Origin of the sequence: Nocardia sp. CA-135398 (assembly GCF_050955845.1) — a bacterium.
In the GTDB taxonomy this organism is placed as follows: Bacteria; Actinomycetota; Actinomycetes; order Mycobacteriales; family Mycobacteriaceae; genus Nocardia.
The window spans coordinates 4,379,383-4,398,777 of record NZ_CP192084.1 but is presented as its reverse complement, the minus strand read 5'-3'; the positions used below and the strand labels follow the sequence as shown (position 1 = coordinate 4,398,777).

21 protein-coding genes are annotated in these 19,395 nt (G+C 65.8%); 12 read left to right on the top strand and 9 right to left on the bottom strand.

Translation table 11 applies throughout. From position 1 onward, the window contains the following. Positions 1–35: 35 nt before the first annotated feature. Entirely contained in the window at positions 36–317 is a 282-nt protein-coding gene (locus ACQP1T_RS19250; RefSeq protein WP_433762259.1) for an NUDIX domain-containing protein, read from the bottom strand. A 329-nt stretch (positions 318–646) separates the two neighbouring features. Here ACQP1T_RS19250 and ACQP1T_RS19245 point away from each other — a divergent pair, with 329 nt between their 5' ends. The 5 genes from ACQP1T_RS19245 to ACQP1T_RS19225 all read left to right on the top strand — a co-directional run bounded on the left by ACQP1T_RS19245 (position 647) and on the right by ACQP1T_RS19225 (position 5,140). After that, complete coding sequence (locus ACQP1T_RS19245) at positions 647–1,030, top strand: YciI family protein (protein WP_433754436.1); 384 nt, start codon at positions 647–649, stop codon at positions 1,028–1,030. A gap of 56 nt (positions 1,031–1,086) precedes the next feature. Continuing rightward, a complete protein-coding gene (locus ACQP1T_RS19240) occupies positions 1,087–2,328 on the top strand; it encodes an RNA polymerase sigma factor (RefSeq protein WP_433754435.1) in 1,242 nt (413 codons plus the stop codon). Between the two features lie 305 nt (positions 2,329–2,633). Beyond that, on the top strand, positions 2,634–3,635 hold the full coding sequence (locus tag ACQP1T_RS19235; protein WP_433754434.1) for a hypothetical protein: 1,002 nt from the start codon (positions 2,634–2,636) through the stop codon (positions 3,633–3,635). After that, positions 3,635–4,261, top strand: coding sequence for a hypothetical protein (locus tag ACQP1T_RS19230; protein ID WP_433754433.1), 627 nt, complete (start codon positions 3,635–3,637; stop codon positions 4,259–4,261). Before ACQP1T_RS19235 ends, ACQP1T_RS19230 begins: the two co-directional genes overlap by 1 nt. A gap of 561 nt (positions 4,262–4,822) precedes the next feature. Beyond that, on the top strand, positions 4,823–5,140 hold the full coding sequence (locus tag ACQP1T_RS19225; RefSeq protein ID WP_433754432.1) for a hypothetical protein: 318 nt from the start codon (positions 4,823–4,825) through the stop codon (positions 5,138–5,140). 280 nt (positions 5,141–5,420) lie between these two features. Here ACQP1T_RS19225 and infA read toward each other — a convergent pair whose 3' ends face one another. The 3 genes from infA to ACQP1T_RS19210 all read right to left on the bottom strand — a co-directional run bounded on the left by infA (position 5,421) and on the right by ACQP1T_RS19210 (position 7,500). After that, complete coding sequence (gene infA / locus ACQP1T_RS19220) at positions 5,421–5,654, bottom strand: translation initiation factor IF-1 (protein WP_433754431.1); 234 nt, start codon at positions 5,652–5,654, stop codon at positions 5,421–5,423. Beyond that, positions 5,651–6,448, bottom strand: coding sequence for a GNAT family N-acetyltransferase (locus tag ACQP1T_RS19215; RefSeq protein ID WP_433754430.1), 798 nt, complete (start codon positions 6,446–6,448; stop codon positions 5,651–5,653). The genes infA and ACQP1T_RS19215 overlap by 4 nt, the downstream gene beginning before the upstream one ends. 455 nt (positions 6,449–6,903) lie before the next feature. After that, positions 6,904–7,500, bottom strand: coding sequence for a DUF3558 family protein (locus ACQP1T_RS19210; protein WP_433754428.1), 597 nt, complete (start codon positions 7,498–7,500; stop codon positions 6,904–6,906). A gap of 368 nt (positions 7,501–7,868) precedes the next feature. Between ACQP1T_RS19210 and ACQP1T_RS19205 the strand changes: the two genes are divergently transcribed. From ACQP1T_RS19205 to ACQP1T_RS19190, 4 genes are all read left to right on the top strand, one after another. After that, positions 7,869–8,738 carry a hypothetical protein gene (locus tag ACQP1T_RS19205; protein WP_433754427.1) on the top strand — a complete coding sequence of 290 codons (870 nt, stop codon included), beginning with the start codon at positions 7,869–7,871 and terminating at the stop codon, positions 8,736–8,738. A gap of 133 nt (positions 8,739–8,871) precedes the next feature. Further along, positions 8,872–10,251, top strand: coding sequence for an MFS transporter (locus ACQP1T_RS19200; RefSeq protein WP_433762257.1), 1,380 nt, complete (start codon positions 8,872–8,874; stop codon positions 10,249–10,251). A 50-nt stretch (positions 10,252–10,301) separates the two neighbouring features. Next, positions 10,302–10,454 (top strand): hypothetical protein, encoded by a 153-nt coding sequence (locus tag ACQP1T_RS19195; protein ID WP_433754426.1) that lies wholly within the window; start codon positions 10,302–10,304, stop codon positions 10,452–10,454. A 374-nt stretch (positions 10,455–10,828) separates the two neighbouring features. Then, positions 10,829–11,116 carry a hypothetical protein gene (locus tag ACQP1T_RS19190; RefSeq protein WP_433754425.1) on the top strand — a complete coding sequence of 96 codons (288 nt, stop codon included), beginning with the start codon at positions 10,829–10,831 and terminating at the stop codon, positions 11,114–11,116. 17 nt (positions 11,117–11,133) lie between these two features. Here ACQP1T_RS19190 and ACQP1T_RS19185 read toward each other — a convergent pair whose 3' ends face one another. The 3 genes from ACQP1T_RS19185 to ACQP1T_RS19175 form a co-directional block, all read right to left on the bottom strand. Beyond that, positions 11,134–11,748: a cutinase family protein gene (locus tag ACQP1T_RS19185; RefSeq protein ID WP_433754424.1), complete on the bottom strand. Its 615-nt coding sequence runs from the start codon at positions 11,746–11,748 to the stop codon at positions 11,134–11,136. A 393-nt stretch (positions 11,749–12,141) separates the two neighbouring features. Next, a complete protein-coding gene (locus ACQP1T_RS19180) occupies positions 12,142–12,276 on the bottom strand; it encodes a hypothetical protein (RefSeq protein ID WP_433754423.1) in 135 nt (44 codons plus the stop codon). 223 nt (positions 12,277–12,499) lie between these two features. After that, the gene (locus ACQP1T_RS19175) at positions 12,500–13,672 is read right to left on the bottom strand and encodes an epoxide hydrolase family protein (RefSeq protein ID WP_433754422.1); all 1,173 of its coding nucleotides are present in this window, start codon (positions 13,670–13,672) and stop codon (positions 12,500–12,502) included. A gap of 103 nt (positions 13,673–13,775) precedes the next feature. Between ACQP1T_RS19175 and ACQP1T_RS19170 the strand changes: the two genes are divergently transcribed. Continuing rightward, positions 13,776–14,363 (top strand): CGNR zinc finger domain-containing protein, encoded by a 588-nt coding sequence (locus ACQP1T_RS19170; protein WP_433754420.1) that lies wholly within the window; start codon positions 13,776–13,778, stop codon positions 14,361–14,363. 294 nt (positions 14,364–14,657) lie between these two features. On the opposite strand, the gene ACQP1T_RS19165 is transcribed toward ACQP1T_RS19170, so the two are convergent. Next, entirely contained in the window at positions 14,658–15,278 is a 621-nt protein-coding gene (locus ACQP1T_RS19165; protein ID WP_433754419.1) for a class F sortase, read from the bottom strand. Positions 15,279–15,298: 20 nt separating this feature from the next. Continuing rightward, positions 15,299–16,213: a hypothetical protein gene (locus ACQP1T_RS19160; protein ID WP_433754418.1), complete on the bottom strand. Its 915-nt coding sequence runs from the start codon at positions 16,211–16,213 to the stop codon at positions 15,299–15,301. A gap of 712 nt (positions 16,214–16,925) precedes the next feature. Here ACQP1T_RS19160 and ACQP1T_RS19155 point away from each other — a divergent pair. Both ACQP1T_RS19155 and ACQP1T_RS19150 read left to right on the top strand, forming a co-directional pair. Continuing rightward, on the top strand, positions 16,926–17,771 hold the full coding sequence (locus ACQP1T_RS19155) for a 3-hydroxybutyryl-CoA dehydrogenase (protein ID WP_433754417.1): 846 nt from the start codon (positions 16,926–16,928) through the stop codon (positions 17,769–17,771). A gap of 260 nt (positions 17,772–18,031) precedes the next feature. Next, positions 18,032–19,219 (top strand): Ig-like domain-containing protein, encoded by a 1,188-nt coding sequence (locus ACQP1T_RS19150; protein WP_433754416.1) that lies wholly within the window; start codon positions 18,032–18,034, stop codon positions 19,217–19,219. Positions 19,220–19,395 lie beyond the last annotated feature (176 nt).

The following is a 19,395-nucleotide window of genomic DNA, read 5'->3' as shown; positions in this document are numbered from 1 at the left end:
TACGCCAGCAAGATTCTGCGCGGGCACTACCGGCACTACTTGTTCGGCAACGCCGAGCTGGACGTGAAGTGCACATCCTCCGGCGCGATGGTCACGCCGATTTCTTCCCTGGCTTCGCGGATCAGGGCGTCGACCACCGATTCGTCGGCTTCGAGATGACCGCTCGGCAGGTGCCAGGCTCCATCCTCGAAGCCGGTGTTCTGGCGCTGGCCGAACAGCACTTCAGCCCTTCGGCGCAGCAGGAGGTGAACGTCACCAGTCACCTTGTGCCGCTGCGGCTTTGCTTCTTGGACGAGTGCGGTCGTTGTGTCAGTCATCGTTTCGTTGTCTCCTCTCGTCGTGGATGAACTGGTTGTTTGATGCATTGAGCCCCCTGAACGCACCGAGCCTAGATCCCCCGTCATCGGTGCGATATACACCGAACGTATACCGACCACGATATGGATCGGTCCCGGATGCGGATTCACCCTCGCTACCCCAACGCCGTGATGACCTGACCTCCCCCATCGGGACCACGGACCAGGCGGAGAGATTTCTCGGTGTCGATGTCGAAACCGCGGCTTGCCGTTCGACGTAGGGGTGAGTCAGGGTTGAAACGGTCCGCGCACGCTGGGTCGGGCCCGGGCGACGACGAAGGAGCAACGTCATGCGAGTCATGGTTCTGGGGAAGGCGACCGAGGATACCGAGCGCGGGGTCCTGCCCACCGCCGAGGAGATCGCCGAGATGGGGGCCTTCAGTGAGGAGCTTGCCAAGGCTGGCGTGATATTGGCCGGTGACGGTCTGAAACCCAGCTCGGCCGGCAAGCGAGTGGCCTTCGACGAGAAGGGCGGCTCGTCGGTGCTCGACGGGCCCTTCACCGAGACCAAGGAGCTGGTCGCCGGATACCAGATCTGGGAGGTGTCCTCCCTCGAGGAGGCGCTCGAGTGGGTCCGCCGCGCCCCGATCCGCAACAGTGTCGTCGAGGTACGGCCGTTCTACACCGCCGAGGACTTCGGCGAGACGCTGACGCCCGAGCTGCGCGAGGCGTGAGACGACCGGCTGTAGGGCCGAGGTCATCAGGTTGCCGAGCGCAGCGAGGTGCAGCCGTGACCAGTGCGACCCAGCGGACCGTGGAGGCGGTCTGGCGGATCGAATCGGCGCGGTTGACCGCCGCCCTGGCGCGAACCGTGAACGACCTGGACCTGGCCGAGGACCTGGCCCAGGCTGCGCTGGTCGCGGCGCTGGAGCAGTGGCCGGAGTCGGGCGTCCCGGACAAGCCGGGCGCCTGGCTCCTGGCCATCGCCCGCCGGCGCGCGGTCGACACCGTCCGCCGCGAGGTGAACCTGCAGCGCAAGCTCGCACTGCTCGCCCGCGACGCGCCCGAGCGCGCCGATCCGATGGACGCGATCGAATTCGACACCCACGTCGGCGACGACGTCCTGCGGCTGATGTTCACCGCCTGCCACCCGGTGCTCGGCCGCGATGCACGGGTAGCGCTCACGCTCAAGACGGTGGCAGGACTGTCCACGGACGAGATAGCCCGCGCCTTCCTGATCCCGCCCACCACGCTCGGCCAGCGGATCTCGCGGGCGAAGAAGACCTTGTCGAAGGCGGGGGTCCGGTTCGAGGTTCCCGTCGGCGACGAGCTGACCGCACGACTGGCCTCGGTGCTAGAGGTCGTCTACCTCGTCTTCAACGAGGGATACGCCGCCACCAGCGGCGATTCCTGGATGCGTGAGGAGCTGTGCACGGAGGCCATGCGGCTCGGTCGGATGCTCACCGCGCTCGCCCCCGACGAACCGGAGCCCCACGCACTGGTAGCGCTGATGGAGTTCCAGGCGTCCCGGCTGCGGGCCCGAACCGACGCCGACGGTCGGCCGGTGCCGCTCGACCGTCAGGACCGGACCCGTTGGGACCGGTTGCTCATCATGCACGCCGAGGGTGCGCTGCGGCGGGCCGTCCACCTCGGCGGACGCGGGTCCTACATGCTGCAGGCCTCGATCGCCGCCTGTCATGTCCGCGCGACGAGCGCAGACGTTATCGACTGGCAGCGCATCGCCGAGCTCTACCACGAACTCAGCGCACTCACCGGCTCGCCGGTGGTCGAGCTGAACCGGGCCGTCGCGGTGTCGATGGCCGACGGACCCACAGCCGCGCTGTCCATCGTCGACGAACTGTCCGACGTCAACGCCCTGCGCGGCTACTACCTGCTCGCGGCCGTCCGGGGCGACCTACTGCTCAAGCTCGAACGGCGCGACGAGGCTCGCTCGGAGTTCGAACGGGCCGCGGCGATGACCGGCAACGAGGCCGAGCGGACGCTGTTACTCGACCGGGCCGCGTCCTGCTGAATCGGCCGAGACGACGGATGGCAGAGGTGGGAAGCGATGCCGCAACGCCGTGGCGAGATTTCCTGGACTCCAGGAATCTTGACCACCCGCCGCGATCAAAGACGCGAACCCCACGGATGGCTGCGGGGCGTTCCACCCGGCGTGCGCGCGGCGGCCGGTGAACAAATCAACAAAATCGGTTGTCGCCCGTGCAGCCGCCGCTTACCGTGGATGGGCAACGTATCCCGTTGTTTCCCTCTATCTTTCGCAACCTCAGCCGTGCCAGGTGATGGACGGCGGTGGGGCGCTTCCCGGAGTGCGCAGCCATGACGATCCCTTCCGCTCCGATCCCATCCGGTCGCCCCTCTCTCATCCGGCAGGTTGCGACAGCAGCCGCCGTGCTCGCCGCAGTCCTCGCCACCGTCACGATTCCCGCGGCTGCGGCCCCGTCTTCGATCGCGCCGCCCCCATCGACCGGCACAACCGTGCCGCCGACCACCGGCGTCGACACCAGAGACGGCACCGGCAACAGAGACAGCACCGGCACCGGTGACGGCTACACACTGATCCTCGACGTGCCGTCGACGGCGGTGCAGGGCACGACGATCGCTGTGCACGGCGGGAGCTGGCTGTGCAGCAAGGTGACCGTCACCCCGGGCTGGACTACCTCCGCTACCACGGTGACCGTCACGAGCTCCTACATGTTCGACACGACCGTCACCGTGCCCACCAGCGCCCCACCGGGCAAGTCCACCCTGACCGCCACCTGCACCGCGGACAGCTCGATCACCGCGACGAAGCCCATCACCGTGCTCGCGGCCCGGAAGGTGACCACGGCCCCGATCGTGACCTCCGAGGCAGCGAATCCCACGCCACCCACCGCGGACGCACAGGCCCCCGAGAACAAGTCCGGGACATCGTCTGTCGGTCCGCTAGCCGTCGGTGCCGCCCTGATCCTCGCCGCGATCGTGGGTGCTGTCACCCTGCTCGGCCGCCGCACATCCACACCGGAGTCTCCCGCCTCGGGCAGCAGCCGTGTACCCGGGCCCGCACCGGGCCGTAGTCGCGAGACCGACACCGCCGAGCCCGGCGTCTGGGCACCCGGTGCTGCACCGTTCGGTCGCCGCCGCACCGCCGAATCCCCTCGCTTCGGCAGCCCGGCACCCAGCCCTCGACACGCGGGTCGCGTACCCGACGTGCAGGTCCGTGTCCATCAGGACCGAAACCCCCGCCTGGACATCCGGACCTTCCCTTCTCGGCCACCGAATGTGCAGATCCGCGTGCACCGCGCCGAACCCATCACGACCGTGCGAGAGGTGCCACGCTGATGTTCCCCGAAACCCTCACCGCACGAGCCGTGCTGTACGACAACGGATCTCGCGAAATGGGCTGCGCCGAGCTCACTGCCCGCCTGCGCGAGGTCGGCTTCGACCACACACTGCACACGGTCGCACCGGCGCTCGGCGACATGGTGCGCGGTAACGCTCTGCCGAGACTCGCCCAGGCCGTCGACAGCCTGCTCGACATCGATCTCGGTGACGCGGCGGTCGCCGGCTGGCGCGGCTACGATCGCCTCCGCTCCGCGGCCGTCCGCTCCCAGCGCGGTCCCGAGGAGACCGTCGAGCTGCTCGCCCACCAGCTCACCCACACCTACCGCCCGAACCTGGAGATCCTGGTCGACGGGCAGTCCGCAGGCTCGGTCACCGTCGAGCTCGCCCTCACTCTGGAGATCCAGCCGCTGGCCGCCACCGTCCACCACGGGGCCCTCGTCGCCCTCGGCCCCGGCGACTGCACTGCGACCGTCTCGCTCAGCACGGAATCCACCGGCCCGATCCTCGAACGAGAACGGCAGATACCCACCGCCCGCATGGTCGATCTGCGCAGGCCCATTCCCCTGGTCCGGTCCCGGCCAGCAGGCCGTGGCGCCCCCGTCCCACCGAATTCTCAGAGTTGACGGGGTGTTGTATCCGCACCACCTGGCCCGCTCAGCGCGCGCACCCCGACTCACCTCCACCGCCATCACCGCGCGCCGCGCGGTGATGTATTGAAGGACACCCGGAAATGCCACTGATCCCGGCGTCCGGAACGGCCGCAAACACGTCACTAGCACCGGACGGGAACTCCGGATGGGGGCTCAAATAGTCCCCCCACGGGCTGCGAGTCAGCGCCGCGCTACTTCTGTGCAGAGGGCCGAAACGCTATACGTCGAAACGGAATTCGAACCCTGAACATGTGCCCGAAGGTGGATCGCCACTCACTTCCGCGAGCCCGGAACGCAGCAGGCCGATGATGAAATCCACTGCCGCACACCCACTTCAGCGGAACCAGCTAGGCGCGTGATGCGGCCCGTTCGGGCCGAGTCGAGTTCGACAAACAGCGTCAGACCGCCGCCGAACCCGATGGCGGCGGGAAGGTTCTGTTAGCCTCGAGGAAAGGGAGAACTTTCACGGGGGTGGAATCAATGATTCGTCTTACCGCACACATCCTGGCGGCGGCCGGAATGTGCTGTGCTGCAATGGGAGTGCTCGCGCCGCAGGCCATCGCACAAGACTTGGCGCCCGGCGTCCACTGTGACGGGCTTGCCTGCAACAACGACAACGACGAGGCCTACGTCGTGTTCGGCACGTACACCTGTGTGAGCACAATTTGGCCGCCCGATAGCACCGCGCCGCAGTACTTCTACGAGAACAGCCCTATCACCCAAGACATCGAACCGCGCAGCGCCGTAACGATTCTGCTCGGGTGCGGTTCCAGCGGCGCGGTCGTCGGTTGGGGTCTCACCAGCGCGGTCCCGCGCGCGAGCATCCCGCAAACCGGCTCGGCGGGATTCTGACCCGCAGGCCATAGGCTGCCGCGGTTACGGCCGGACAGGGTCACCGTGGTGACGGGGCCGCAGTCGCGTTGCTACTGAATGAAGGCGACAGGTGTCACCGATCACAGATTGCTCCTGTTTACCGAGAGGGGACGAAGCACCCTGCCACCGTCACCTCGAACGTCCGGTAATAGGTGCGGGTCCGTGTCGGAGGCCGACGCGGTATCGGAGGCCGGATGCGATCCGGCCTCCGATACCGGCTTCGTCGGGACGTAGCCGACTCGGCGGTGTCCCGGGTCGGCTACGTCCTGTACCGGAACACGATCCGGCCGCGGGTGAGGTCGTAGGGGCTCAGCTCCACCAGCACCCGATCATGCAGCATGATCTTGATGTAGTTCTTCCGTATCTTCCCGCTGACGTGCGCCAGCACCTTGTGCCCGTTCGCAAGCTCAACCGTGAAGGTGGCGTTGCGGAGGCATTCGATGACGGTGCCCGCTATTTCGATGCCCTTTCGGCTCGTCGTCGCATCCGTCATCGCAGCACCAACTCCAGGTTGCTGCTTGCGCGTCGGGCTCCGATGCCCTCGAACAGTGCCGTGGCCGCTGTGTTGGATTCGTCGACTTCGGTTGATACCGTGTCGATCCCGCTGTGGTGCAATGCGCCCAGCGTGTGGCTCAGCAGCGCCCGCGCGATACCGCGGCGATGCTGATCGGCGCGGACTGCGATCAGCCCGATCCTTGCCCAGTGACGGCGCCGCATCACCCGGACCAGTCCCACGTATCGATCGTGCTGTGCTGCCACCACATACTTCGACAGATCCAGCGGGGTGTTCCCGCTCGGGCAGGGCAACACCTCCGCCGGCATCTGCTGCCATCCCATGGCAGCCTCGACCTCGAGGCGTATCGCGCGGTCCAAGGCGTGCAGCGGACCCTGCTCCGCGTCGCCGGCAGCCACGATCGTGGTATCTGGTGGCGGGGGCGTCGCGTCGAGTCCGGTGACCCGAGGGTCGGTGGGCACGACGTATTCCCATTCACGGCGCCGGATCGTGAAACCGACTCGCTCCCAGCAGGAGGTCAGGCCCACGTCGGTCTCATCGACGACCGTGTACAGCGGGTTCGGAAGGTCCGTCGACATCACGTGGGCGAGCTGGTCGAAGACCGCATCGTGCCAGTAGTCGATGCCGAGGAAGATCCGCCCGTCGGGGCGCCGCGAAGCGTCGCCGCGGCCGACCACCCGGTCGTTGTCCAGCGCGTGCCACTGCGTATGCGTGATCCGCGTGATTACTACGGTCGGCTCGCCGATACCCGCAGTTGAATGCTCAGAATTCATTGGTTGTCGCCTTTCGGGATTGCCTTGTCTCCCAGGCGCTCCCGGCGACGTCTACATCGTTCGCCCAACCGTGATGACGAGAGGGAGCTCCCACATCGATACAGCGTGCATGGGTCTCACCTCCTCGCGTGATGTCACGGTTTCGCCGAGGTTATCAGTCCGAACATCTTCCCGACCAACCATTTTCCCGCGGACCAACTGCGCAGGTCACAACTGCACTTTTCAGCCGCGCAGCGCAGACCGACAGGCTGCACATCGTCGAAGTCGTTCGCGACGACTCGGCGACGGCGACACTACGTTCTACGCGCGAGCGGCCATCTCACAGCCGCAACAGTGTGGTCCGCGAATGTCGGTGCCCAATGGCACTTTCGGTCATGTGGGTGGAGTGCGGCAGGGCACCATCTGGTGTGCCTCACCATCGCCCGGACGCTGAGTGCCGATGACCGCTGCGAGGGTCAGCGTAGGCGGGTCAGGATGGTGGCGGCGACGCCAATGGTCTTGGCGCAGACATCCCAATCGACGCCGGTCGATATCCCTGGGACCGCGATCCCGAGATAGAACGATCCGCCGGAGAGCACCGATACATGGACATCACAGCTGCCGTTGCGGCCGTCGGGACGGATGCTGGGCGCCAACACGGCGCGGTGGCCATCGATGGTGATCTGCTGTTCGAGCGGATCACGAACTTTGCGCTGATCCAGGTCGCTCAGATCGCTGGTGTTCGGTGCGAATCGGATAGTGAAGCCGCCAGACACAGAGGTCTGCACGGAGGACCAGGAACAGGCAGACAGCGCTCGTGGGGGCGTGTCGGCACTGGGTGTGGGTTCGAGTACGAGCCGAGCAATGTCGTCGGCATCGAGCACACTGCACGGGCGATAGGTCAGATCGGCCATGGTCCATGGTTGTGTCGGCACCGGGGCGACCGGCGAAGTCGCGATACTCGACGACGACGCGGCCGCCGACTGGCTATCGATCTCGCATCCCGCCACCACCATCGCGGCGCTAACCACCCCGACCATCCACCAGCCGCGGGCACACGAAAAGATCGGCATCGCTCATCCCTCCCGGCACCGATCTCACCAGACCACTCAGCGGCTGTCCAGATGAGCAATTCTGCACAGCCACGGCTGCGGCGACCGACCAGCCGTGAGTCATGGCAACAGCTCTGGCGGCCACTACACCACCTCGAGGTGGACACCTGAGGCTTCAGAGGTGTTGCGCGATCAGCCGATACCCCGACCAGCACGAGGTGCTGGGTAGGAACGTCCAGACCAGCATCGCCACGCTGACAACGGCCAAGGCAGTTGGGGCGGCGACAGGTCGCGCGTGAGGCGCATCACTCGCAGTCATCTTGCATATACCCCCTGGGGGTATTAACTTTCTTCATGTCGAACAAAGCAAGATCGGAAAGGCCGAAGCGATGACTACGCACACTCACACCAATCTCCATGGCGCACACGGCGATAACATCGCCCATGCCCCGCACGCTGCGCACGCCGGTCAAACCGGACATGACCACCACACCGGACACGGGCACGACGCCCACACCGGACACGGAGACCACGCCGCGCACGGCGGACTGCCGGGAGGCCTGCAGATCACTCAGGACGGCTACACCCTGGTGCTGACCGAGCCGATTGTCGCTCCGGGCGAGATCGACTTCCGGTTCCGGATCCTCGGACCGGACGGCGACCCGGTCACCGACTACACCGCCATCCACGACCGCGAACTGCACCTGATCGTGGTGCGACGGGAACTAACCGGATTCTGGCACGTGCACCCCGAACTCACCGCCGACGGCGTGTGGACGGTGAAGCTGGATCTGCCGGAGGCGGGTGCGTACCGCGTGTTCACCGATATCGCCCCGCGCGCCCTGGGCAAGACCATCACCCTCGGCGCGGATCTGGCCGTCACCGGCGCATACGAACCGCGCCCCACTCCGGCGGCGGCGCGCACCGCGCTGGTGGACGGCTACGAGGTGACCCTCGACGGCGATCTCGTGCCAGACGACGGCCGTCTGCTCACGCTGACGGTACGCAAGGACGGTGCCCCGGTCACAGACCTGCAGCCCTACCTGGCCGCCTATGGACATCTGGTGATTCTGCGGGCGGGCGACTTGGCCTACGTCCACGTCCACCCGAACGGCGAACCCGACGACGGGATTACCGCCCCCGGCCCGGAAGTCACCTTCCACACCGCCGTGCCCGGCCCGGGAACCTACCGCCTGTTCCTCGATTTCAAGCACGATGATGTCGTCCGCACCGCCGCGTTCACCCTGCGCACCGTCTGAAAACCAATGAGCGAGTGTATGTTCCGCTCGCCCGCCCCAAGAGAGGAACACGAGATGTGTGAATGCCACTGTCCCAGCACCCGCGACCCTCCCCGCCCATTTCCAGGAAGTGATTCCGATGCGTTCCGCACCAATGCTCAGCTCCCTCTTCCGCAACCACGACTACCTGCGACTCTTCACCGCCCAGGTTTCCGGCCTGTTCGGCACCGGATTGACCACTGTCGCACTGGGATTGCTCGCCTACGAACTCGCCGGCGGTGCGGCAGCCGCCGTCCTCGGCACTGCGCTCACCATCAAAATGCTGGTCTACGTCACGGTGGCGCCGGTCGTCGCCGCGTACGCCGACCGCTTCCCTCGCCGCACCTTCCTGACCTTCCTGCATCTCGTACGCGCCGCGATCGTGCTGACGCTGCCGTTCATCGACCAGGTCTGGCACATCTACGTGCTGATCGCGATTCTCCAAACCGCTTCCGCCGCATACACTCCCACCTACCAGGCGGTTATTCCGGACATCCTGCCCGATGAACGCGAATACACCCGCGCACTATCGGCCGCGCAACTGGCCGCCACCATGGAAACCCTGCTCAGCCCAATGCTCGCCGCCGCCGCACTGACGGTCATGAGTTTCCACTGGCTGTTCGTCGGCACCGCCGTCGGATTCGCCGTCTCGGCCGCGCTGGTCGTCACCACCAAGGTCCCGAACCCGACCGCCACCAGCGACGACTCGTTCCGCGAACGGATCACCGCTGGCATGCGCATCTTCGCCGCGACCCCACGGCTGCGCGGCCTGCTCGGCCTGAATCTAGTGGTCGCCGCCGCCGGATCGGTGATCATGATCAATACCGTCAACTACGTCCGCGACACCCTCGGCGGCACCCAGTCGGGCGTGGCAATGCTCTTGGCCGCCAACGGCTTCGGCACGATGCTCGTCGCGCTGTCCCTCCCCCGAGTGCTCGACCGCACCGGCGCTCGCCCGGTGATGCTCATCGGCGCGGCCGCCCTGCTCACCGGACTGGGCGCGGCCATCGCCCTGTCGCTCATCGACGCGGGTGACTGGCGGTGGGGTGCGGCCATCGCGGTGTGGGCCATCATCGGCGCGGGCACCGCGGCCATCCTGACTCCCACCGGACAGGTCCTGCGGCGCTCGTCACAGGCCGCGGACCGGCCCGCCGTCTTCGCAGCCCAATTCTCGCTCTCACACCTGGCCTGGCTACTCACCTACCCGATCACCGGATGGCTCACCACCGCGGCCGGATTCACCACCACTTGGCTGACGCTGGCCGTGTTCGCCGCAGTGGGAATCACGGTGGCGCTGCGGATGTGGCCACGCAAGGATCCGGAGATAATCACGCACCTGCACGCGGTCGGCACCATCGCCCCGCAACGGCTGGGTGACGCCGAGCTGGTGAACGAGCGGTACTACCGCCACACCCACGCCTACGTCATCGACGCCGACCACCGGCGGTGGCCGAACCGAACGCGGTCGGATCTCGAAATCGCCATCGCAGCCTGAAGATCCATTCTTGTCGAGCCGAAACTACGAGGCGGGCACCCGATTTCCGGGTGCCCGCCTTCTGGCATCCGGCGGGTTTCACCGCGGTCATGGTGATCGCGACGCGCCTGTCCGTGGCCGCCTCTCGGGTCACCTTCGCCGCCACTGCATACACAAACCGCACCAACCAAGAGGGCACCTCCACAGCAGCACTTACCGCCTGACCGAAACGAGGATCACGCGGCGACCAACCCACTACAGTGAGCGGCGCGGCGATATCATGGCAGCCCCCTTGACAGGCCCTCTTGCCATTCCACTGTTTGGTGATATTTTTTTCTGTATGGTCGGCTAGATCTCGCACTCGCTGAACATCGAGGGAGATGTTATGTCAAAGGCCGGAAACGTCGCCGCTGCAAAGGTCTGCGGGGGAATTCTCGGTACTCTCGCGTGTCTGGTCGGGGTGAGCAACGCGCACGCCGATGATGGACCTGGACCGTTACTGGTCGGCGACACAGCGTATTTCGCCATGGGCGGTTGGAACTGCTCGATCGGTGCGGATGGCACCGTGGGCTGCGACCTCGCAGTTCCGGCCCAGTCCATGAATGTGCTGTATGCCGGAATGCAGGCGTCGGTGCCGAATGTGCCAGCGATCATCATCGACTCGACCATGTTGCCAGCACATCCTCAATGGAACTCCAATGGCAGTCATACTGTGCCGGGCGGAAATCCGCCGCTGCCGCGCATCGCATCCGCGAACTACCATGACCCACAGTATTCGGTCACATACGCCGGAGCGAATTGCCAAATCACCTATCAAGGTGCGGCAGTGTGCACATCGATGGGGCACGGGTTCAGCCAATGGGGACCAGTGCCGCAAGGCTACTGATCCCCACGAATCACCGGCTACCGGTACCAGACACCGGAATCCCAATCACCGTAGTCCCAGACGTTGAAATCGTAGCGACCATGCGCACCCCCGAACAGATAGCCCCACCATCCAGCCGAGGTGTCGCAGATCTGGTCGTCGTGGTTGCATACCGTCAGCACCGGGAAGTCGCCGAACCAGTCGTCGACACCGGCCAGTGGATAACCGACGATCCCACTTCCGGGAGACGACGACAGGCCACCCCAACCGGGCCCGGGGGCTCGCTTGGGATCCGACAGGAGAATAGCGTTGGCATTGCCGACATCCTGATGGGCGGTGACCCAGGCGTGGACTATGCCCGCACCCTCGCTATGTCCGATCAGCCTGATGTGGTCGTCCGGACATTCGCTGCGATGCAGCCAGAACAAGCGGTCGAGTTCGTTCAATCCGGACATCGGATCGAGCGAATTGTAGCCGACAGGTTGATCCACAAAGGGGATGAACACCGACGAGGTGTTGTCGCCGAGACCGCCGATACCTATGGCCCAGTCGCCAATACAATTGTCGGCGTTAGCCTTCGGCCCCATCTGGTTGGTGAGGGAAAGGATGATTGCCAACAGTAATGCGGCGAAGAGCGCCGTTGCTCTACGCATGGTCGTACTTCTTCATTTATCGTGCCTCCGGGTCCAGCCCGGCTTGAATCAGGGGGTACCCAGAAGTTGCTCGCGTTCTTGCTTTCTGGCGAAATAGTTACGCAGGCCATCGATATATTGTCCGTAACGCAATGTCGGAGGCCATTATCCGCAAAGGGGATCCGCTGGCCGAGTTCGACTCGAGCGATACACTCCCCCTTTACCCGAGCTTCGATGGTCGAACATCGTGGGGCGCGGCTGCGGGGGAATGGTTGTCGCGGCGGACTTTTGGGACCAGGTGTCCGTAAGGCGGCCACCCTTTCCGGCAAATCGTGACGTAGGCGAAGACTGTTGGTCGCGACAGGTTTCCGGCAAACCGAGCGCGTGAGACGCGGTCGGGTTCGTGGGCCCCGGCTATGCCGCCGCGGCGCGGGAGGCCGCGATGCTGGTGCGCCCACCATCCACGTCGAGGACGATTCGGTGGTCGAAGGCCGCGGCGCTGGAGGCGATATAGACTGCCGCGGCGGCGATCTCGTCGAGACGACCCACGGGGTCGGCGGGTATGAAGTCCGCTCGCCCGCCAGCCGCGCGAATCTCCTCGCCGCGCCGCGCGTTTCGTCGCGGCCCGAGACGGCCACGTATGCACCGGCCGCCGCGTTGGCGAGGGTGATTCGCCACGTCTGTCATATGACGCCGACCATGACGTAGCCATCCCGGCATGCGACACCCACTCTCGCCCGGACCAATTCCGAGTCCGGGCACCCAAGCGCGTTCACCGATGAGCGGCCAGCACTGCCGCGAGGCCTTCTTGCAGATCCTTGACGAAATACTCGGGAACCTCCAGCGACGGGAAATGTCCCCCGGTTTCGGGCGACCTCCATCGGACGATCTGTCGGTACCGCTCCTGCGCCCAGGGGCGCGGACACTTCTCGACGTCGCGGGGATACATAGTGAGTGCTGACGGGACGTCGACCCGAAGTTCGGGGTCGAGCGAGTTGTGGCTTTCGTAGTAGATGCGGGCCGCCGATGCTCCGGTCCGCGTCAGCCAATACAGGGTGACGTCGTCGAGAATGCGGTCTCTGGAAATCGTCTCGAACGGGCTGTCTTCGGTATCGGTCCACTCTGCGAACTTGTCGAGGATCCAGGCAAGGAGCCCGACCGGTGAGTCGACGAGCGAGTAGCCGATGGTCTGCGGTCGGGTCGCCTGCTGCTTCGCATACGCCGCGCGATGGCGCCAGAAATCGCGGGTTTCCTCGGTCCATTTGCGCTCGACCGCCGTCAGCCCGTCCGTTGTCGACCCGGGCGGTGCCTCCGCGAACGTTGTGTGGATGCCGAGAACGTGCGCCGGGAACCTGCCGCCGAGAACCGTGGTGATATTGCCTCCCCAGTCGCCGCCGTGGGCTGCGAACTTGCTGTAGCCGAGCCTTCCCATCAGTTCCACCCATGCGGCCGCGATCTTTTCGGTTCCCCACCCGGTGGTGGCCGGCTTGTCGCTGTAACCAAAGCCTGGTAGCGACGGCACCACGACGTGGAACGCCGGCGCGTCTGCATCTTTCGGATCTGCCAGCTCGTCTACTACATCGATGAACCGAACAATGCTGTCTGGCCAGCCGTGCGTCAAGATCAGCGGAGTGGCATCTGTGCGCGCGGATCGGCGGTGCAGGAAGTGGATTCCCAGATCGTCGATGGTCGTGCGGAACTGGCCGATCCGGTTGAGGCGCTCTTCGAACGACCGCCAGTTGTACCCGGTGCGCCAGTAGTTCACGACATCGACGAGGTCGGCGAGCGGAACGCCCTGTTCCCATCGGCGCGGGTCGGGTGCGGCGCGATAGACGGTCTCGGCCTCCGGTAGCCGCGCCGCGGCCAGTCGCGCGCGCAGATCGTCGAGGTCGGCGTCGGTTGCGTGGGCTGCAAATGCTTGTACGTCGCTGGTTGAACGGGGCATGAGACCTCCTGGCCATCGCGGAACCGGCTACGGCCTGTCGAGAACCGGCTTAGACGGTTCTAACATGTCTCTCTGTCAGCGTGCAACCAGCTATGGTGGTTCCATGCCCACTGGGTTCCCTGAATTTCGCCTCGGTAGCGTGCTGGCGACCAGCTTCACGGCGACTCTGACGGAGCGTCGTGGCGACGCTGTGGAGCGCATTCCCACGCCGCAGCGACTCGTCGATTGGCTGGCAGTGAACGGCCTCGCCGTGGACTCCTGCACCACCGCCCAGCTCGAACTCGCTCGGGAACTGAGGGAATCGATTCACGCCGCCGCGACAGCGGCCGCGCTCCAAGACGCTCTCCCCGCGTCTGCTGTCCAGGTCATCAATGACCGCAGCATCAAGGGGCGGGCGGCGGCTGTCCTGACGCCCGAGGGCAATCGGCAATGGCGACTCAGCTCGGCTTCCTGTGTAGAAGATGCCCTAGGCGTAATTGCCGCCGACGCGATCAGCATCATCGCCGGCGAACGAGACGGAAAGTTGGCCTTGTGCGCATCGCCAACCTGCCAAGCCGCCTTCTTCGACACCAGCCAAAGTCGCACCCGCAAATGGTGTGACATGAATACGTGCGGGAATCGTCAGAAGAAGGCGCGCTTCAACGCCAACCATCGCAAGAACGAGACTGCCGCACGGACGGGTGTCAGCTGATCTGGCTTGCCCGGAAGGGCGGGCATGGAAGGACGGACCGATGCACGATCAGGTGTCAGTCTGACCTGATCGTGCATCGGTCCCATCAGATCTGACTGGCGCGGGAGTGGTGATTGCTCTGCGGCATAGGTGTTCGCCGTCTGATCAGCGTTCCTTCCAATGAGTCGACCGACTCCGAACGGCCCTCAGAACAAGGTGTCGCGCACGCGCAACGGCCGGCAACCGGTCGGCCCCGAGGGGGGCGAGTTCAGCGGTGATGCGCCGCGGCCGCGGCGCCGTTCGGGATCCGGGCGTCTAGGTGACAGAGTCGAGTGAGGAGTACACGACCACATTGGATAGGTAGCTCTTGGCGGTCTGGTCGAACTCGCCGCCGCAGGTGACGACCTGCAGGGTCGCTCCGCCGCGGGCACCGAACACCGTCTGATCGGGGAACTGGGTTTTCAGGTACATCCGCACGTCGGTGACCTTGAAATGCGCGGTCTTCCCGTCCGCGCGGGTCACCTCGATCATGTCGCCCGGCTTCACCTTCTTCAGGTCGAAGAACACTCCGGCACCCTGGTAGGAGTCGACGTGGCCGAGGATGACTGCCGAGCCCTGCTCACCCGGCGCTGGCCCCTGCTGATACCAGCCAGCCTGCTGATAATCCGCGGGAACCTGCACCGAGCCATCGGAATTGAGGCCCAACGCGATCAACGACCCCGAGGCTTTGATCGATGCGATCTTGAATGACATCGGAGTCGACCGGCCCATCTGCGCCGCGGTCTGCACACCTGTGGTCGGCGCGGCCGCAACGCTGGTACTCGCGGTCGAGCCGGTGCCGGCAGACGACCCGCAGCCCGCGACCAGCGCCGCAGTGGCCACCGCTACGGCGACGAGAACGCCGAGCATCCTGCGGCGGGAGGTCGGCGTGGACACGGCCTGTGTGTATGAGGTGGTCACTGTCTGGTCACTCCGGCCATGCCACCAGCGCCCGTTTGGGGCGCACCCTTGGGGATCACGTACCCGCCGGGTGGGACCAGGTCGGTGACTGCCGGGCCACCGGGAATTCCAGTGGTCGCGCCCACGGGAATGGCCATGCCGTACACGGTGTCCTGGCCTGCCGCACCCGCTCCAACAGCGGCCAAGTCGATACCGCCCAGCCCGCCGCCTTGCACACCGACCCCGGCGCCCGCACCGATCTGTCCACTGCCACCGACCTGGACAGCGCCACCGACGTTCCCGCCAGCCTGCACACCGCCGCCGGCGTTGCCGGTCCCCTCCAATTGCCCGCCCGCGCCGAGGTTCCCATTGCCACCGGTTTGTACATCACCGCCGCCGTTGCCGCCGACCTGGACGCCGCCGCCGAGATTCCCGTTCCCGCCCGCCTGAGCGTCACCACCGGCGTTCCCGCCGACTTGCACGCCGCCGCCGGCGCTGCCATTGCCACCGGCTTGCACACCGCCGCCGAGGTTTCCGTTGCCACCGGCCTGGCCGCCGCCACCGGTATTCCCGTTGCCGCCGACCTGGAGGCCGCCTCCGGCGTTGCCTCCCAGTGTTGTGCTGGCACTCGGCGCAACAGATCCACCGACGCCGGCACCGAGCCCGCCCCCACCCTGGCCGTCGACACCCGTCCCGACTCCCCCACCGATACCGACTCCCCCACCGAGGTTTCCGGTGCCCCCGCCCGGCGCGCCCGCGCCGACGGTCGCCGAGGCGCCACCGCCGCCGCCGATCTGTCCGCCGACGTCGACTCCGAGATCGATGCCCGGGGCGGGAGCCGTTGTCGTCGCAGGGTCCGCAGCAGCCGACGATGCGCACACAACGACGGCAGCCGCGACGACCACCGCAGCCGAGAAAGTCCTTGCCGACATTGTTCAGTTCTCTTCCAGCAGTTGTTATTCGACAACCTCTCCGTCGGATGTATCGCGTCTTGTGTTACGGAAAATTGCCCAAAGATCTCGAATCGGTCGCCAATTCGGTCACAACCGCCGTTCCAGCCACATGCAGAGCCGTCAATTGAAGCGAAGCCGGGAGTATTTGAGACCGAACGTCTGAACAAGCCCCTAAGCCGATTAGGGGCGGCCGAGAAATCCCTTGATCAGTCGTCGATATCGGAAAGTCGACGGAATGTAAGTGGAATTCCACTCGCCCTCAATGGATTTCGATGCACGCCATGTTCCCGGACGCTGAAATCTCGGCCAGGACAACCGGAGTCCGTGCCGGCTTCTCGACCGCTGCGGCCTCGTGCACGAACGCACTACCCGCCGCATGTGATCATCCGGTCGCAATACCGATGAGAACGTCGCAGAGAGCACAGAGCCTTGACCGAATATCCGGCGACGCGGCGCCGTGCCGCAAGGGCGGATCCGGCCGCGCAGCCGGTACTCGCGCGATCGCCGAGCGGGTCCAGCCAGCAACCGCATCCCGGTGACTGCCCCGATGCGACTTCACCGGCCGGTAGCGCTCGCCCGGGCCCTCCCTCTCAGCTGATCACACCTCACAAGTGCCCGCCCAGGTGATGGTGGGCGTGCCCGGTCTAGAAGGATGTGCTGGGAGTAGCCCAAGTACAAGGAGAAACGAAAAGTGGAACGCATCGGCGTGATCGGCGGCGGCACCATGGGTGCCGGTATCGCCGAGGTAGCCGCCCGCGCGGGCGGGTCGGTCCTGGTACTCGAACGCGACACCGAGGCGGCCGATGCCGCTGTCGGGCGGATCGAGAAGTCCCTGGCCCGCGCGGTGAAGTCCGGCCGCCTCGAACAGGCCGCCGCCGACGCGGCCCGCGCAAACATCACTCTGACCACGTCGATCGATGATTTCGCTGACCGCGAGCTGGTCATCGAGGCCGCGCCGGAGATCGAAACGCTCAAGGCCGACTTCTTCACCAAGCTGGATGCCATCGTCTCTCCCGAGACCATCCTTGCCACCAATACCTCATCGATCCCGGTCATCCGGCTGGCCAACGCCACCGTCGATCCGGGCCGGGTGGTCGGTGTGCACTTCTTCAACCCGGTTCCGGTGCTGCCGCTCGTCGAGATCGTCGTGACTCTCAAGACCGAGCGTGCGGTCGTCGACAAGGTGACCGCCTATGCCCGCGACGTGCTGGACAAGCGCACCATCGAATCCAAGGACCAGGCCGGCTTCATCGTCAACGCCCTGCTGATCCCCTACCTGTGCAACGCGATCCGCATGTTCGAGACCGGTTTCGCCAGCGCCGAGGATATCGACGAGGGTATGGTCAGCGGCTGCGCCCACCCGATGGGTCCGCTGCGCCTGACCGACACTGTCGGCCTGGATGTCACGCTCGCCGTCGCCGAGTCCCTCTACGCCGAGTTCGGCGAACCCCAGTACGCGCCACCGGTACTGCTACGCCGCATGGTCGACGCCGGATACTTGGGCCGCAAGTCCGGCCGGGGTTTCTACACCTACTGATCCGTCGTGAATATCGCCCGCCCGCGCGACGAGCGCGGGCGGGCCACGACCGGTACACAGGTGGCGCGGCGGACCGGAAGGCGGCACCTCGTACTGAAGGTCCCTGGTCAGGCGAGGAGGACCACCGGATCAATCGCGGAACGGTGTCGGTTGTGCGACGGATCGGTGGAGATGCGCCTCGTTGTCACCTCGGTCGGGGCGTCGCTGCCACATGCTGGCGCAGAGAGGTCGGCCCTGCACCCAGCGAAGGGAGATACCCGGTGGCATTGGGACGTCGTCGGCTGCTGATCGTCTTCGCCGGTACCGGTGGTCTGGCCCTGGCGGGATGCGGGCAGCAAGAGCCAGCCCCCAGACCCGCCACACTCCGATTCGATCCCCCACCCGGCACTCGCGACGTCGATGCGCGGACCCCCGGCAGGGTCACGGTCACCGACGGGACGCTGCGGTCGGTCGAATGGATCGATGAAACGGGTAGACAACTGCCGGGCGCATCGGCACCGGATCATCGAACCTGGACCAGCGCCGAACCGCTCGGCTACGGGCACATCTACACCGCGAAAGCCGTGGCACACGGCGAAACCGGCGATGTCACCGCGACGACAACCTGCAGCACGGTGCAGCCGCAACAGCTGATCGACGTCTCCCTGCGCTCCGCCAATCTCGTCGAGCTCACCGAAAACGACACCTACGGAGTGGGTTTCGTGCTCGTCGCCCATTTCGACGAACCCGTCGACCGCGCGGCCGCGGAACCCCACCTGAAAGTCACCACCGAGCCCGCCGTCACCGGCGCCTGGTACTGGCTCGACGATCAGAACGCGCACTGGCGCCCTGAGCAATATCACGCACCCGGAACCAGGATCACGATCGCGGCCGAATTCTTCGGCGTCGCGCTCGGCGAGGGCCGCTACGGCCTGCGCGACCAACGAGTGTCGGTGATCATCGGCCCCTCCCACGTCGCGATCGCCGACGACAACACCAAACAGATCGAGGTCTTCGACAACGGAACCCTGGTGCGCACCATGCCCACATCGATGGGCCGGGGCGGCACCGCGGTTGTCGGCGGCAGATTCATGTCGTTCTGGACCCGCCCCGGCATCTACACCGTGCTGGACCGCAAAGACCCGGTGATCATGGACTCGGCCACCTACGGCCTGCCCACCAACTCTGGGCTCGGCTACCGCACGAGCATCAACCATGCGGTCCGCATCAGCCACGACGGAATATTCGTACACGAACTGGCCGCAAGCATGTGGGCCCAAGGCAGCACCAACGTCTCTCACGGCTGCCTGAACCTCTCCCCCAACGACGCCGCCTGGTTCTACGACTTCGTCATCCCCGGCGACGTCGTCGAGGTCCGCAACACCGGCGGTGATCCACTCGATATCTGGCAGAACGGCGATTGGGGCATGCCCTGGTCCGATTGGCTTCGCGGCGGCACCCACACGTGACCGAAAGCCGGGTCACCGAATCCGCTCGGTGACCGGCCCATGTGGGTCACGGCCACCTGCGTGCTGCGCCGCAACATCGGCAGCCCTATAGCACGGCTTACGAGGGCCGGCTACGACGGCATCGGGTCCTGAGTGCGTCGGCCAGTCGCGTGGCGCGGCAATTTTGCCCGGTAACA

Coding starts and splice junctions, on each gene's coding strand:
- ACQP1T_RS19185 (WP_433754424.1), bottom strand. CDS start 11,748: ATGCGTAGAGCAACGGCGCTCTTCGCCGCATTACTGTTGGCAATCATC.
- ACQP1T_RS19210 (WP_433754428.1), bottom strand. CDS start 7,500: ATGCCGATCTTTTCGTGTGCCCGCGGCTGGTGGATGGTCGGGGTGGTT.
- ACQP1T_RS19250 (WP_433762259.1), bottom strand. CDS start 317: ATGACTGACACAACGACCGCACTCGTCCAAGAAGCAAAGCCGCAGCGG.
- ACQP1T_RS19170 (WP_433754420.1), top strand. CDS start 13,776: ATGCCCACTGGGTTCCCTGAATTTCGCCTCGGTAGCGTGCTGGCGACC.
- ACQP1T_RS19175 (WP_433754422.1), bottom strand. CDS start 13,672: ATGCCCCGTTCAACCAGCGACGTACAAGCATTTGCAGCCCACGCAACC.
- ACQP1T_RS19245 (WP_433754436.1), top strand. CDS start 647: ATGCGAGTCATGGTTCTGGGGAAGGCGACCGAGGATACCGAGCGCGGG.
- ACQP1T_RS19235 (WP_433754434.1), top strand. CDS start 2,634: ATGACGATCCCTTCCGCTCCGATCCCATCCGGTCGCCCCTCTCTCATC.
- ACQP1T_RS19225 (WP_433754432.1), top strand. CDS start 4,823: ATGGGAGTGCTCGCGCCGCAGGCCATCGCACAAGACTTGGCGCCCGGC.
- ACQP1T_RS19230 (WP_433754433.1), top strand. CDS start 3,635: ATGTTCCCCGAAACCCTCACCGCACGAGCCGTGCTGTACGACAACGGA.
- ACQP1T_RS19200 (WP_433762257.1), top strand. CDS start 8,872: ATGCTCAGCTCCCTCTTCCGCAACCACGACTACCTGCGACTCTTCACC.
- ACQP1T_RS19215 (WP_433754430.1), bottom strand. CDS start 6,448: ATGAATTCTGAGCATTCAACTGCGGGTATCGGCGAGCCGACCGTAGTA.
- ACQP1T_RS19160 (WP_433754418.1), bottom strand. CDS start 16,213: ATGTCGGCAAGGACTTTCTCGGCTGCGGTGGTCGTCGCGGCTGCCGTC.
- infA (WP_433754431.1), bottom strand. CDS start 5,654: ATGACGGATGCGACGACGAGCCGAAAGGGCATCGAAATAGCGGGCACC.
- ACQP1T_RS19190 (WP_433754425.1), top strand. CDS start 10,829: ATGAATGTGCTGTATGCCGGAATGCAGGCGTCGGTGCCGAATGTGCCA.
- ACQP1T_RS19205 (WP_433754427.1), top strand. CDS start 7,869: ATGACTACGCACACTCACACCAATCTCCATGGCGCACACGGCGATAAC.